A 13,687-nucleotide genomic window follows, 5' to 3' on the forward strand; every position below is an offset into this window, starting at 1 on the left:
AACGGGCGAGCTCCTGAGCCGCCCGTTTACATTGGCCTTTACAGCATCTGTTCAACCGCTGCGCCTTGTCGATCACGCAAGGCGCGCAGCGTCGCGCGTAACTCGGCCGGGCGCACAGGTTTCGACAGAATCGCAATCTGCCGGTCATGCAAGGCAGCCTGAATCTTCTCGACGTCATGCCCGGTGATGATCATCGCCGGCACTGCCCAACCGCGCCGCCTGCGCACTTCATCGATGCATTCGATACCCGTGGCATGGGTGCCGAGGTCATAGTCGGCAACGATGATGTCGCAGTCGGTGACCAGGCCTTCAGCCGACCACTCGCCCTGCACCACACAGCCCCAGCGTTCGAGCAACGCCGAAGTAGCCAGCAGCACGTTGCGGTCATCCTCGACCAGACACACCTTCAGCCCGGTCAACAAACCCACCTGCCGCGCTTCACTGCGAACCACCGGTGACTGCGGCGCCGCCACGATCGGCAACCCCGCAAGCGTCACAGCGGTGCCGCGTCCCAACCGTGAACGCAGAGCAACGTGCACATCGATCAGTTCACCCAGACGCTTGATGATCGACAGGCCCAGCCCCACGCCCTCGACATCTTTGTCGCGCACTTGCCGTACCCGATAAAACTCCTCGAAGACCTTGTGCAGATGCTCTTCGGCAATGCCGTTGCCACGGTCATGGATGACGATGGCCAGCCCTGCCCCACGTTTACGCACGCAGATCAGCACGGGACGTTGCGCGCCGTATTTGAAACAGTTGGAGAGCACGTTCTGCACCATGGTCGCGAGCAGCGCCGGGTCGGTTCTGACCCAGTGGTTGCACGGTCGCAGCCGCAGCTCGACGCCTGCCCAACGGGCCGCTTCCTGGTGTTGGCGTATCAGATCCGCAAGCCATTCACCAAGATTCAGCGTTTGCATTTTCGCTTCAACCCGGCCGTTATCGAGGGTGTAGAGGTCGAGAATCGAGCGGAACAATTGCGAGACGTTGAGCAGTGAGCGGTCGATGTTATCGACCAGCCGCCGCTCGTCATCGCCCAGGCGCGACTCTCGCAGACACGCGGTAAACAGTCCGATGGAATGAATTGGCTGACGCAAGTCATGACTGGCCTGCGCCAGAAACCGCGACTTTTCCAGGTTAGCCGCCAGCGCTTCTTCCGACGCCTTGCGCGTGCGCTCAAGCAGCAAGTGCGCATAAAACGGAATCACCGTGCTGGTGATCAGCAGCATCAGCACCATGAACGGCTGCGCCTGCCAATACGGCGTCAGGCGATAGACCACCAGCAGCGCCACCAATGCAAGGCCGGTGGCGATTGCCAGATAGCGCGAGCCGTAGCGCATGCCGTTGCCAAGATTGACCCAGACCATCACCGCATACAACGGCAGCGCCGCTTCGCCGCCGATCACCAGTCCAAAACAGGTGCCGGTGTAATCGTGGACCATGGCAAAAATCCGCCGCGCCGGATAATGCCCGGGCCAACGCGCAATGGCTTGGCGGAACGCGATCGAAGCCAGCAGAAACAAGACAATGTAAGTGATGACCGGCAGGTAGGTATCGAAGCGATGGCCCGGCAGAAAACCCAGCACGACCATGTAAACCACCGCAATTGCAGCGATGATGATGCGCAGGTTGGCTTGGTCGAGTTCGGTATTTTTTTCGAACTTCATGGTAAACGTCCTTGTGCAGCAATCGTCAGTTTCGGAAGCAGCCTACAGGCAACCTTCGCGTCCAGTGCTAAGGTGCAGGCCTTGAATCACGCCTGACCCAGGGAGGGTCGCGTCATGACGTGCCGGATCATCATAGCCGACGATCACCCGCTGTTTCGCGAGGCGATGCTGCGCACAGTGCAGCGCTTGCTGCCCGATGCCGATACCTGCGAGGCTGGCGACTTCGACGCGGTGCTCAAGCTGCTGCCACAGGGCGACGAGCCGGACACGCTGATGCTCGATCTGCGTTTTCCCGGACTGACCTGCATCACTCAACTCGCCGACTTGCGCCAACGATTGCCGCGCACCACGCTGATCGTGGTGTCGATGGTTGACGATCAGACGCTGATCAGTGAAGTCATGGCGGCGGGCATCGACGGTTTTATCGGCAAGAACATTGCGCCGGATGAAATTGGCCAGGCGATTCTGGCGATCCGTGAAGGCGAGGTGCTGGTGAAGTCGGCGCCGTCCGGCTTGTTGCCGCTGGAAACCGCGACGACGCTGACGCCGCGTCAGCAGGACGTGCTGCGTTTGATCGCGCAAGGCAAGACCAACAAGGAAATCGCCCGTGAACTGGATATTTCGCCGTTCACGGTGAGGATCCACGTGTCTTCGTTGTTGCGCACGCTGGACGTGCCGACGCGGGCGGCAGCGGCGGTCAAGTATTCGGGTCTGTGAACCCTTTTACGGATCAACCTGCGCCATCAGATCCGGCACCGACTCCGGCCGCTTGGCATAGCGCTGCGCCAGCACCGCGCAGACCATCAGCTGAATCTGGTGGAACAGCATCAGCGGCAGAATCAGCACGCCGATGGTGCTGCCGGCAAAGAGTACCTGCGCCATCGGCACGCCGGTGGCCAGGCTCTTTTTCGAGCCGCAGAACAGGATGGTGATGCGGTCTTCCTGATTGAAGCCGAAGGCTTTGCTCAACAGAATTGATGCCACCAGAACCAGTGTCAGCAGGATGCAGCAGACCACGACCAGACCGAGCAACTCGAACAACGGAATCTGCTGCCAGATGCCTTCGTTGACGGCTTCGCTGAATGCGCCGTACACCACCAGCAGAATCGAACCCTGATCAACGAATTTCAGCCAGTTCTTGTTGCGCCCTACCCACGCGCCGATCCAGCGGCGGGCGATCTGCCCGGCAATGAACGGCAGCAGCAATTGCACACTGATCTTGACGATGGCATCGAGGGTCGAGCCGCCGTCGCCGTGGACGTTGAGCAGCAACGTCACCAGCAGCGGCGTGAGGAAAATCCCGAACAGGCTGGACGCCGCCGCACTGCAGATCGCCGCCGGAATATTGCCCCGGGCCAGCGAAGTGAACGCGATCGCCGACTGCACCGTGGCGGGCAACGCGCAGAGGTAGAGCATGCCCATGTACAGCTGATCACCGATCAGCGGTGACAACAGCGGTTTCAGCGCCAGGCCCAGGATCGGGAACAGTACGAAGGTCAGGCCGAACACCAGCAGATGCAGACGCCAGTGGCCAGCGCCGGCGATGATCGATTCGCGCGACAGCTTGGCGCCGTGCAGGAAAAACAGCAGGGCGATGGCGATGTTGGTCAGCCAGCCGAAGCCGACGGCGACTTGACCGCTGGCGGGCAGGAAGCTGGCCAGCAGAACCACGCCGATCAAAGTCAGGGTGAAGTTATCGGGCAGTAAACGTGGGCGCGTCATGAGATTCATCCGGGGGTTGCCAGTGCGTGCCGACGACTCTAACGTGACTGGCAATTACCGACTAACGCCGAAGAGCCGCAAGATGCCGCCTAAAGGACATGCCAAGAGCGTTCGCCGCAGTGTTCCCGGGCTGCCCAGCCTGCCGCGTCCCGTGTATGGACGCACCGAATCGCTGCCCAATCGCGCCCTCACCCGCCGCCACAGTCATCCGTGGGTGCAGTTGTCCTACGCGATTCAGGGCGTGCTCGAAGTGCAGACCAGCGCCGGCCGTTTCGTCGCGCCGCCGGAGCGTGCGGTGTGGATTCCAGCGGGCGTGCCGCACCGGGTGTTCAGCGCACCGCACACGGAAATGCGCAGCCTGTACATCGACAGCAGTGTCACCGGCTGGGCGGCTGAACATTGCCATGTGCTCGGCGTCAGCGCGCTGCTCAGGGAATTGATTCGCGCCTTCAGTCAGGTCCCGGTGGAATACGACGAGAGTGGCCCTGACGGACGCTTGGCCGAGGTGATCCTCGATCAACTCGCCGACGCACCGACCATCGACCTGATGCTGCCGCTGCCGCAAGACCCGCGCCTGAAGCAGATCTATCAGAGCCTTGAGCAACACCCGGAGCAGCAGACCACCCTGAGCCACTGGAGCGAAAAATTCGGCGTCACCGAAAAGACTCTGACACGGCTTTTTTTGCGCGACACCGGCCTGACCTTCCGCGCCTGGCGCCAGCGCCTGCGCTTGCTTGGCGCCCTGACCCCGCTGGAAAAAGGCGAGCGTGTGACCGATGTTGCGCTGGCTTGTGGATACGACTCGACCTCGGCGTTTATCGCCGCGTTTCGTCAGCAGTTCGGCGAAACGCCGGGAGAGTTTTTCCGCTGATACTTCGTTTTTGCCGAACTGTCAGTCAGAAATAAACGATTTTTCTTTGCTCCAGATCCGTCGCTAGCATGGCCCCGTCTGACTTTGATCGAGAAGAGAAGATGATCCCTGTGGGAGCGAGCCTGCTCGCGAACGCGGTGGGTCAGCAACCTCAACTTCACTGTTCCATCGTATTCGCGAGCAGGCTCGCTCCCACAGGGGATGTGCTTGCTGCAAATAAAAAGACAGGGGAGCGTGCCATGCCTGCCACGAACATCAACATCGGCGAACCCTGGATGTGGGGCGCCTTCATCGTCTTCGTTCTGGCCATGCTGGCCCTGGACCTGTTTGTCTTCGGCGGGCGCAAGGCGCACCGGGTGTCGGTGCGTGAAGCGTCGGCCTGGGTGATTGCCTGGTGCCTGCTCGCGCTGAGCTTCGCCGGGCTGCTCTGGTGGTATCTGCATGGCGAATTCGGGGGTGAGATCGCCAGACAGAAAACCTTGGAATTTTTAACCGGTTATCTGATCGAGCAGTCCCTGTCGATCGACAACATGTTCATCTTCGTGATGATCTTCAGCTACTTCGCGGTGCCACCGGAATTGCAACGACGAGTGCTGCTGTACGGCGTGCTCGGCGCGATTGTCATGCGCGCGATCATGATTTTTGCCGGGGTGTGGCTGGTGTCGCAGTTCGAATGGCTGCTGTATGCCTTCGGTGTGTTCCTGATCATCACCGGGATCAAGATGCTGGTGTTCGCTGATCATCAACCGGATCTGGAAAAGAATCCGTTATTGCGTTGGGTGCGCGGACATATGCGCATCACCAGTGGCTTTCATGGCGAGAAGTTTTTCATCCTGCAGAACGGCGTTCGCTGGGCAACACCGATGTTCCTGGTGCTGGTGCTGATCGAGGCCAGCGACCTGATGTTCGCGGTCGACAGCATCCCGGCGATCTTCGCCGTCACCACCGACCCGTTCATTGTCTTCACCTCGAACATCTTCGCGATCATGGGCCTGCGCGCGCTGTACTTCCTGCTGGCGGACATGGCTGATCGCTTTCACCTGCTCAAGTATGGCTTGGCGATCGTACTGGTGTTCATCGGCGGCAAGATGGTGCTGATGCCGTGGTTCCACATGCCGGTGGAATGGTCGCTGGCAATCGTCGGGTCGGTGATTCTAGGGTCGGTGCTGTTGAGTCTGGCGACCAGCCGCGAGGCTGAACGCCGCACCGAATGACACCACACAACCCTACCTGTGGGAGCGAGCCTGCTCGCGAATACGCCGGATCATTCAACATAGGAGTTGAATGACACCCCGCTTTCGCGAGCAGGCTCGCTCCCACATTTGAAGTGCGATGCTCTTATTTATCGGATTTGATACTGGTCCACACCCGCGTGCGCACCCGCTCCATTTTCTGCGGCAACGGCTGCACCACATACAGGGTTTTCAGCGCTTCGCTGGTCGGGGTCAGGTTGGGGTTGTCGGTGATGTCCTTGTTGACCAGCGGCATCGAGTCCTTGTTGGCATTTGGGTAACCGAGAAAATCGCTGATCGGTGCGATCACTTTCGGGTCGAGCAAGTGGTTGAGGAATTCGTGGGCCTCGTCGACGTTCTTCGCGCTCTTCGGAATGGCGAACGTGTCGAACCAGATCGGCGCGCCCTCCTTCGGCAGACGCCAGTCGACCACCACGCCGTTGCCCGCCTCTTTGGCGCGATTGCCGAACTGGTAGAAGCTGCCGGAATAACCGATCGCCACGCAGATGTCGCCGTTGGCAATGTCGGTCATGTACTTGGCCGAATTGAAGTAGGTCACGTACGGGCGAATCTTCATCATCAAGGCCTTGGCCTTTTCATAGTCCGCCGGGTTCTGGCTGTTCGGGTCGAGGCCGAGGTAATGCAGGGCCAGCGGCAGGATCTCCGACGGCGAATCGAGCATCGCCACGCCACAGGCCTTGAGCTTTTCCATGTTCTCGGGCTTGAACACCAGATCCCAACTGTCCACCGGCGCGTTGTCGCCCAGGGCGGCCTTGACCTTGGCCGGGTTGAAGCCGATCAGCACGGTGCCGTACATGTATGGCACGCCGTACTGGTTGCCGGGGTCGTTGGCGTCGAGCAACTTGAGCAACGCCGGATCCTGGTGCTGCCAGTTCGGCAATTTCGACTTGTCGAGTTTCTGGAACACGCCGGCCTTGATCTGGGTTTCGATGAACTGATTGGACGGCACTACCAGGTCGTAACCGGAGTTGCCGGTGAGCAGTTTCGCTTCCAGGGATTCGTTGGTGTCGAAGGTGTCCCAGGTCACTTTGATCTTGCTTTGCTCGGCGAAGTCCTTGGGCACTGACGGCAGAATGTAATCCGCCCAGTTGTACACCCGCAGTTCGCGCTGCTCGGCCTGGACGGCGCTGGCCAGCAGCGTCAGGCCACACACGGTGGCGCCCAGAATGCGTTTGATCGTGACCATGGTTGTTTCCCCGAATGCGACGTGAGATCGATGGTTTTTATGTTCTGTACACGGCAGTGGCTGTAACGATAGCCAAGGGCAAAAAAGGTCGAGCCTGTTGTTATGGTTTCGATTCTTGCTGACAGCGTAGCGCGATGACAGTAGGCGGCAGGCCAAAAGGGGATCGATATGGCCATTTTCCGTGACCGCTGAAATACGCAAACAAAAATGCCCGGCGCTGGGCCGGGCATTGCTGTGTTGCCGTTGGGATCAGTCGGTATAGCCGAGTCTGGCCGCCCTGCTCTGCTGCGCCTGACCACGGGTTGCGAGGCAGTAATACAGCGGCACCGTTACCACCAGACCGACCAGCCAGGACAGGTCGGCACCTTCCACCAGATTGGCGTACGGCCCCACGTACAGCGAGGTGTTGGCAAACGGCAGCTGCACGATGATGCCGATGAAATAGGCAATGATCGCGTGCAGGTTGAAGCGCCCGTAGATCCCGCCGTCAGCGCGGAAGATCGAGGCGATGTCGTAGTTACCGCGCTTGATCAGATAGAAATCGATCAGGTTGATCGACGCCCACGGCACCAGCACCAGCAACAACGCGAGAATCAGTCCGATGAATTCGGAAATGAAATCCGCCGAGGCACCGAGGGCGACCACGCAGCATCCGGCCAGGATCACGCTCGAGAGCACCACGCGCACCTTGATGCTCGGCGTCCACTGGCTGGCGAAGGTCTGAATCGAGGTGATGATCGACAACACCGCACCATACAAGTTGAGCGCGTTGTGGCTGATGATGTTGAGCAGAAACAGCACCATCAGAATCGGCCCCAGCCAGCCGGTGGACTGCTTGACCGCTGCCATCGCTTCAGTGCCTTCCGGCGTCGCCAGTACCGCCACCGCGCCAAAGCTGAACGACAGAATCGTGCCCAGCGTCGCACCCAGATACGTCGCCCAGAAGGGTTTGGCGATGCCGATATCTGCTGGCAGATAACGCGAATAGTCGGAGACGTACGGCGAGAAGCTGATCTGCCAGATGATCCCCAGCGACACCGTCGCCAGCCAGCAGGAGAGATTGAAACTGCCGCGCGTCAGGAAGTCTGCCGGCAAGTCATGGGCGAAAATGTAGATGAATCCGGCGAGCAACGCGCCGCCCATCACCCAGGTGCCGATGCGGTTGAGGGTGTGGATGAAGTTGTAGCCGATCACACCGATCGCCGTAGCAGCCAGCGCTCCGATCAGAATGCTCAGCGGCGCTGGCACCGAGGGCGCAATGCCGACGATGGATTTACCGGCCAGCACGATGTTGGAAATGAAGAAACCGATATAGATGAGCGCCGCAAAGAACACGATCAGCAGTGCGCCATAACGACCGAACTGACCGCGACTCTGGACCATTTGCGGAATGCCCATGCGCGGGCCTTGGGCCGAGGCCAGCGCAATCACCACGCCGCCGATCATATGCCCCAGCGCAATCGCCAGCAGCCCCCAGAACAGATTGAGGTGGAACACCTGAACCACCATGGCGCCGGTGACGATGGGCAGTGGCGCGATGTTGGTGCTGAACCAAAGAGTGAACAGATCGCGGGCCTTCCCGTGGCGTTCCGCGAGTGGGACGTAATCGACCGTATGATTCTCGATCAACGGATCTTGCCGGGACATCTGGGACATATGCATGAACTCGAGTTTGTCTGTTTTTATCTTTGTATGAAGCCAAACCGGGAGGACTCTTGGGTCGCCCCTCAGATGCAGACCATATTATGGTATTCCAAACTTTGCACAAGCCTGATCCGCTGATTCTGTCGCTGTCTGATCCGCTATCCTCGCTGATCCCACCCCTGACCGGCTAGCTGAAAGCCCCGTAAACACTGAGTTTCCGACGAAAGTGGCACGTTTATCGGTTCACCAGAAAAGCTCTTGCAAGATATGTATTACGGTATACCATCAGACCTACTAACCGTAAAAACCGCGTCACACCACCCGAGGACCACCCAATGATCGATGCTGCCATTTACAAACAAGTCATGGGCTCGTTCCCGTCCGGCGTCACCGTTATCACCACGCTGGACGACGACGGTCAGATCGTCGGCCTGACCGCCAGCGCGTTCAGCTCACTGTCGATGGACCCGGCGCTGGTGCTGTTCTGCCCCAACTACAGCTCCGACTCCTATCCCGTACTGATCAAGAACAAACGCTTTGCGATTCACCTGTTGTCCAGCGTGCAGCAAAGCGAGGCCTATGCCTTCGCGCGCAAAGGCAAGGACAAGGCGCAGGGCATCGAGTGGACGTTGAGCGAACTGGGCAACCCGATCCTCGCCAATGCCACGGCGGTGATCGAGTGCGAGTTGTGGCGTGAATACGAAGGTGGCGACCACGCGATCATGGTCGGCGCGGTGAAGAACCTGATCGTCCCCGAGCAGGTCGCCGGACCGCTGGTGTATTGCCACGGCAAGATGGGTGCGTTGCCGGTTGTGGCGTGATTTCACCAGATCACGGATATCCCATGTGGGAGCGAGCCTGCTCGCGAATGCGATGGGTCAGTTGTTACATTGTTGACTGACCCGACGCCTTCGCGAGCAAGCTCGCTCCCACAGGTTTTGGTGTTGCCTGGGCGACCGTGTCAGGTCCTAAACCGGCTCACCAGCTGATTCAACGTCTGCGACAACGCCGTCAGGTTCTGCGCATCCTGGCGAGTTGAATCCGCCAGGCTCGCCACCAACTGCGCATCACCATGAATCTGGCTGATGTGCCGATTGATGTCCTCCGCCACTTGATGCTGTTCCTCCGCCGCCGTGGCGATCTGCGTGTTCATGTCGCGGATCACGTCAACCGATTCACGAATCAATTCAAAACTCGCCCGCGCCTCGTTGATCGACACCACGGTTTCCTGCGACACCTCAAGGCTGGCGTGCATCTGCTTGCCCATCTGGTGGGTGCGCCGCGCCAGATTGCCCAGCAGTGCGTCAATCTCACCGGTTGAATCCGAGGTGCGTTTGGCCAGCGCCCGAACTTCATCGGCGACCACGGCAAAGCCCCTGCCCTGTTCACCGGCGCGCGCGGCTTCGATGGCGGCGTTGAGCGCGAGCAGATTGGTCTGCTCGGCAATCGAACGGATCGTGCCGAGGATCGACTGAATGTCGTTGCTGTCCTGTTCCAGTTGCTGCATCGACTCGGCACTGTGGCCGATCTCCTGGCTCAAGCGCCCGACGTTGCTCACCGCCGCATCGATCTGCTGCTGCCCGGTGTGTGCCTGACGCTGACCGTTGTCTGCTGAATCGGCCGCTTGGCTGCACGAGCGTGCGACCTCGTTGGAAGTGGCGACCATTTCGTGAAACGCCGTAGAAACCATGTCCACCGCCTCACGCTGACGCGAAGCCACGTCGGCCATTTCCGCCGAGACCTCGGTGGCGCTGCCGGAGCTGCTGTGAATCTGCCCGGCTGCCTGGCCGATGCGTTGAATCAACGTGCGAATCGCTTCCAGAAACTGGTTGAACCAGCCCGCCAGTTGCGCGGTTTCATCCTGCCCGCGTACTTCCAGTCGCGCAGTCAGATCGCCCTCGCCCTGGGCAATGCCTTCGAGTCCGCTGGCGACACCACGAATCGGCTTGACCATCAGCCCGGCGAACCACGCGCCGGCCATTGCAAACAACAGTGCGCAAACCACAGCGATAGCGCCGATCAGCCAGGTCAAACGAGTCGCCCCGGCCATCACTTCGCTCGCCTTGACCAAGCCGACAAACCGCCAGCCCAACGCCTGCGAAGGCCAAACTAGCGCCATGTAATCCTCGCCAGCCAATTGCACCTCGACCAGGCCTTTGCCCGCCTCGGCCAGTTGCTGATAACCGTCGCCGAGATCGCTGAGTTTCTTGAAGTTGTGCGCCGGATCGCTCGGGTCGACCAGCACGGTGTTGTTGGCTTCCATCAACATCAGATAACCGCTATCGCCGAGGCGGATCTGCTTGACCAGGTCGGTCAATTGCTTGAGCGACACATCGATGTTGACCACGCCAGCATTGCTGCCCAACTGGTTGTTGAAACTGCGCACGGTGCTCACCAGCACCACGTCATCCGCCGCCCAGTAATAGGCCTCGGTGCGCAGGGTTTTGCCGGGATTGGCCATCGCGGTTTTGTACCAGGGCCGGGGGCGCGGATCGTAGTTGGCCAGTTGCGCATCGCCCGGCCAGAACAGGTAACCGCCCTGCTCGGTGCCGACAGATAGATAGGTGTAAGCCGGGTGCGCCTTGGCCAGACCGTCGAACAGCTTGAACAGCTGTTGATCCTGCGGCCCCAGCGGCACTTGCGCGGCGTCGCTGCTCAGGTAGCGTTTGAGGCTGGTGTCGATGCTCTGCAGTTGCGGATGCTCGGCCAGGTAAGCAACGTTCTGGCTGATGCCCTCGAAAAACAGCTGCATCGCGTTTTCCACCTGACGCACTTCGCGCCCGGTGCTGTCGGTAAAGGTGTCGCGCGCGCCCTCGCGGACATTGAGGATGATCAGCGCTGCCACCAGTAACACCGGCAGGCTGGCGATTACCGCAAACGCCAGAGTCAGTTTTTGTTTTATGTTCATTGCTTGCGCCTTCCTTGTTCGAAGTGTCGGTCAGAAATATTTTGCGGATATTCCGTATTATGGTATACCAATATTCAATCAACCGAACAGCCGTCCTCGAAGGCGTGCTTGAATGGTGAGAAGACTCGCGAGCGCGCAGCGTTCACGTCAGTTCGACAGGCCCGCACACGACCGGCCAATTACAAAAGACTCGAGGTAGCGTCATGAAATTTTCCCTGTTCGTACACATGGAACGCTGGGACGAAAGCGTCAGCCACCGCCAACTGTTCGAAGACCTGACCGAACTGACCCTGATGGCCGAGGCTGGCGGTTTCAGCACCGTGTGGATCGGCGAACACCACGCCATGGAATACACCATCTCCCCAAGCCCGATGCCGCTGCTGGCCTACCTCGCAGCGAAAACCACCACCATCCACCTCGGCGCCGGCACCATCATCGCGCCGTTCTGGCACCCGCTACGCGTCGCCGGCGAATGCGCCCTGCTCGACGTGATCAGCAACGGCCGCATGGAAGTCGGTCTAGCGCGCGGCGCCTATCAAGTTGAATTCGACCGCATGGCCGGCGGCATGCCCGCCTCCAGCGGCGGCCAGGCCCTGCGCGAAATGGTCCCGGTGGTCCGCGCCCTGTGGCAAGGCGACTACGCCCACGACGGCGACATCTGGAAATTCCCTACCTCGACCAGCGTGCCGAAACCGATCCAGAAGCCCAACCCACCCATGTGGATCGCCGCCCGCGATCCCGACTCGCACAACTTCGCCGTGGCCAACGGCTGCAACGTCATGGTCACGCCATTGATGAAAGGCGACGAAGAAGTCCTCGACCTGAAGAACAAATTCCAGACCGCGCTCGACAACAACCCAGACGTACCGCGCCCACAATTGATGGTGCTGCGTCACACCCACGTGCACACCGCTGATAACCCGGACGGCTGGCAAGTTGGCGCCAAAGCCATCTCACGTTTCTACCGCACATTCGATGCGTGGTTTGGCAACAAGGAAACTCCGGTCAATGGCTTCCTCGCGCCGAGCCCGGAAGAGAAGTTTGCCGGACGTCCGGAGTTTGAACTGGAGAGCCTGCACAAGACCGCGATGATCGGCACGCCGGAAGAGATCATTCCGCGGATCAAGTATTACCAGGAACTGGGGGTGGATGAGTTCAGTTTCTGGTGTGACAACAGCTTGCCGCATGAAGAGAAGAAGAAATCGCTGGAGTTGTTTATCAAGCATGTGGTGCCGGCGTTTCGTTGATTACTCGGCGGACGGTCTCTGACCCACTAAAAGGCCCCGGACTTGTCCGGGGCTTTAGTTTTTAGAGATCACGGGAATGCGCTGGCCCGGCTGGGTGACATCGTAAACACGCTGCTCGCAACCCCGCCCAACAAACTGAAACTCCACCAGGTAGACCTTGCTTCGCTCCGGCGTAAAGGTACTGCTCAGCGGCCCGCAGCTATAAGTGTTGCCGGTGCCCATGCCGTTGGAACGCCCCGACACTTCGAAGGGTTAGTCGGCATTGGCTTGCGCTTCCAACTGAGGGAAGTGCTTGAACGTGGCGCTATTGGCCGCTTCGTTAAGCTTGGCGATCCAGCCGAATACCTTACCCCGCTCGGAATCGACCACAGTACCCATCACTTCCATTCGCCGATCAGGATCTGTAGCACGGCGAACCGAGCACTCGACAGGATATGTGTAGCCTGTCGATTTCATGATGACTTTGGCGTGTTGTGCATCTGGCGTTGCCGTTCTTTGCTGAAGTTGGACACCATCCTTCAATAGACTGGGGGAAGAGTCTCTGACGTTGGAATGGCAGCCTGCCATCAGGACAATAAAAAGCAGCAAAAGTCCGGCTTTAATCAACTCTTTCTTACCTTTTCAAAGAGTAGCGGCCAGATTCTTCGAGTTCAACAAACCTGCATCGCTACAACTACCACAAAACATCTACAACTCTTCAATACTTTCAATTACGCCAACCACTGCCCCCCGAGGCAGCAACGCCTCATGGACAAGGTTGCCAAAGTCCTTACTCCAGACCAGTCTGTCTGCATGCGCTGTTTTTTGAAAAAAAATAAACAGACCGGCGTCTCCCAAAAAGGTGCACGTTATATCTTGCACGCCTTCTAAAATGGCGGACTCTCCTTTGAAGAAATAACGATGCGCGGAAGCAAATAATTCTTTTGCAGAAATCGCCGAATCGCCCTCCTCTACATTTTCGAACTCCATTTTTGCGTAGAAGTTCACGGCAGTTTTAAGCTCGACTACATCCACCACATCAAGGAGCCTTTCCCCACAAACAAACAACGAAAACAAGCCATTTGCCCAGAAACAACTTGAATCATTCCAATCCCTCACGACATCAAACTGAATTGAGAATATAAAAGGATCACCGTAAATCACTTCAATCTTACTCCTAGCGTTTTTTGCACCGCCGCCGGTATATAAC

General features: G+C 59.0%; 11 protein-coding genes and 2 pseudogenes. 5 read left to right on the forward strand and 8 right to left on the reverse strand.

What is annotated here, in order from left to right; all coding sequences use genetic code 11:
- Positions 1–38: 38 nt before the first annotated feature.
- Positions 39–1,667, reverse strand: a complete 1,629-nt coding sequence (locus NF676_RS15580) for an ATP-binding response regulator (protein ID WP_252886350.1) — start codon at positions 1,665–1,667, stop codon at positions 39–41.
- A 114-nt stretch (positions 1,668–1,781) separates the two neighbouring features.
- On the opposite strand from NF676_RS15580, the gene NF676_RS15585 reads away from it, so the two are divergent.
- Positions 1,782–2,384, forward strand: a complete 603-nt coding sequence (locus NF676_RS15585) for a LuxR C-terminal-related transcriptional regulator (protein WP_252867757.1) — start codon at positions 1,782–1,784, stop codon at positions 2,382–2,384.
- 6 nt (positions 2,385–2,390) lie between these two features.
- Here NF676_RS15585 and NF676_RS15590 read toward each other — a convergent pair whose 3' ends face one another.
- The gene (locus tag NF676_RS15590) at positions 2,391–3,389 is read right to left on the reverse strand and encodes a bile acid:sodium symporter family protein (protein WP_252886351.1); all 999 of its coding nucleotides are present in this window, start codon (positions 3,387–3,389) and stop codon (positions 2,391–2,393) included.
- Between the two features lie 82 nt (positions 3,390–3,471).
- On the opposite strand from NF676_RS15590, the gene NF676_RS15595 reads away from it, so the two are divergent.
- Together NF676_RS15595 and NF676_RS15600 are read left to right on the forward strand one after the other, a co-directional pair.
- Complete coding sequence (locus NF676_RS15595) at positions 3,472–4,260, forward strand: AraC family transcriptional regulator (protein WP_252887973.1); 789 nt, start codon at positions 3,472–3,474, stop codon at positions 4,258–4,260.
- A 239-nt stretch (positions 4,261–4,499) separates the two neighbouring features.
- Positions 4,500–5,474: a TerC family protein gene (locus tag NF676_RS15600; protein ID WP_252876458.1), complete on the forward strand. Its 975-nt coding sequence runs from the start codon at positions 4,500–4,502 to the stop codon at positions 5,472–5,474.
- A 124-nt stretch (positions 5,475–5,598) separates the two neighbouring features.
- On the opposite strand, the gene NF676_RS15605 is transcribed toward NF676_RS15600, so the two are convergent.
- Both NF676_RS15605 and NF676_RS15610 read right to left on the reverse strand, forming a co-directional pair.
- Entirely contained in the window at positions 5,599–6,699 is a 1,101-nt protein-coding gene (locus NF676_RS15605; RefSeq protein ID WP_252886352.1) for a polyamine ABC transporter substrate-binding protein, read from the reverse strand.
- Between the two features lie 249 nt (positions 6,700–6,948).
- Complete coding sequence (locus NF676_RS15610) at positions 6,949–8,355, reverse strand: purine-cytosine permease family protein (RefSeq protein WP_252886353.1); 1,407 nt, start codon at positions 8,353–8,355, stop codon at positions 6,949–6,951.
- A 323-nt stretch (positions 8,356–8,678) separates the two neighbouring features.
- Between NF676_RS15610 and NF676_RS15615 the strand changes: the two genes are divergently transcribed.
- Positions 8,679–9,164, forward strand: coding sequence for a flavin reductase family protein (locus NF676_RS15615; RefSeq protein ID WP_016775037.1), 486 nt, complete (start codon positions 8,679–8,681; stop codon positions 9,162–9,164).
- 140 nt (positions 9,165–9,304) lie between these two features.
- On the opposite strand, the gene NF676_RS27760 is transcribed toward NF676_RS15615, so the two are convergent.
- Both NF676_RS27760 and NF676_RS27765 read right to left on the reverse strand, forming a co-directional pair.
- Complete coding sequence (locus NF676_RS27760) at positions 9,305–10,072, reverse strand: methyl-accepting chemotaxis protein (RefSeq protein WP_370593578.1); 768 nt, start codon at positions 10,070–10,072, stop codon at positions 9,305–9,307.
- 138 nt (positions 10,073–10,210) lie between these two features.
- Positions 10,211–11,251 (reverse strand): annotated as a pseudogene (locus NF676_RS27765) (cache domain-containing protein); the annotation flags it as partial.
- Positions 11,252–11,454: 203 nt separating this feature from the next.
- Between NF676_RS27765 and NF676_RS15625 the strand changes: the two are divergent.
- Positions 11,455–12,498, forward strand: a complete 1,044-nt coding sequence (locus NF676_RS15625) for an LLM class flavin-dependent oxidoreductase (RefSeq protein WP_065616172.1) — start codon at positions 11,455–11,457, stop codon at positions 12,496–12,498.
- A 54-nt stretch (positions 12,499–12,552) separates the two neighbouring features.
- On the opposite strand, the pseudogene NF676_RS15630 reads toward NF676_RS15625, so the two are convergent.
- Positions 12,553–13,065 (reverse strand): annotated as a pseudogene (locus NF676_RS15630) (hypothetical protein).
- Between the two features lie 120 nt (positions 13,066–13,185).
- Complete coding sequence (locus tag NF676_RS15635) at positions 13,186–13,641, reverse strand: Imm42 family immunity protein (RefSeq protein WP_159894627.1); 456 nt, start codon at positions 13,639–13,641, stop codon at positions 13,186–13,188.
- Positions 13,642–13,687: the final 46 nt, after the last annotated feature.

Origin of the sequence: Pseudomonas siliginis, assembly GCF_024072275.1 — a bacterium.
GTDB classification, from domain to species: Bacteria; Pseudomonadota; Gammaproteobacteria; order Pseudomonadales; family Pseudomonadaceae; genus Aquipseudomonas; species Aquipseudomonas siliginis.

What these genes read in the sequence shown, in the direction of transcription:
- NF676_RS15580 (WP_252886350.1), bottom strand. Translation starts at nt 1,667, where the DNA reads ATGAAGTTCGAAAAAAATACCGAACTCGACCAAGCCAACCTGCGCATC.
- NF676_RS15585 (WP_252867757.1), top strand. Translation starts at nt 1,782, where the DNA reads ATGACGTGCCGGATCATCATAGCCGACGATCACCCGCTGTTTCGCGAG.
- NF676_RS15590 (WP_252886351.1), bottom strand. Translation starts at nt 3,389, where the DNA reads ATGACGCGCCCACGTTTACTGCCCGATAACTTCACCCTGACTTTGATC.
- NF676_RS15595 (WP_252887973.1), top strand. Translation starts at nt 3,472, where the DNA reads ATGCCGCCTAAAGGACATGCCAAGAGCGTTCGCCGCAGTGTTCCCGGG.
- NF676_RS15600 (WP_252876458.1), top strand. Translation starts at nt 4,500, where the DNA reads ATGCCTGCCACGAACATCAACATCGGCGAACCCTGGATGTGGGGCGCC.
- NF676_RS15605 (WP_252886352.1), bottom strand. Translation starts at nt 6,699, where the DNA reads ATGGTCACGATCAAACGCATTCTGGGCGCCACCGTGTGTGGCCTGACG.
- NF676_RS15610 (WP_252886353.1), bottom strand. Translation starts at nt 8,355, where the DNA reads ATGTCCCAGATGTCCCGGCAAGATCCGTTGATCGAGAATCATACGGTC.
- NF676_RS15615 (WP_016775037.1), top strand. Translation starts at nt 8,679, where the DNA reads ATGATCGATGCTGCCATTTACAAACAAGTCATGGGCTCGTTCCCGTCC.
- NF676_RS27760 (WP_370593578.1), bottom strand. Translation starts at nt 10,072, where the DNA reads ATGGCCGACGTGGCTTCGCGTCAGCGTGAGGCGGTGGACATGGTTTCT.
- NF676_RS15625 (WP_065616172.1), top strand. Translation starts at nt 11,455, where the DNA reads ATGAAATTTTCCCTGTTCGTACACATGGAACGCTGGGACGAAAGCGTC.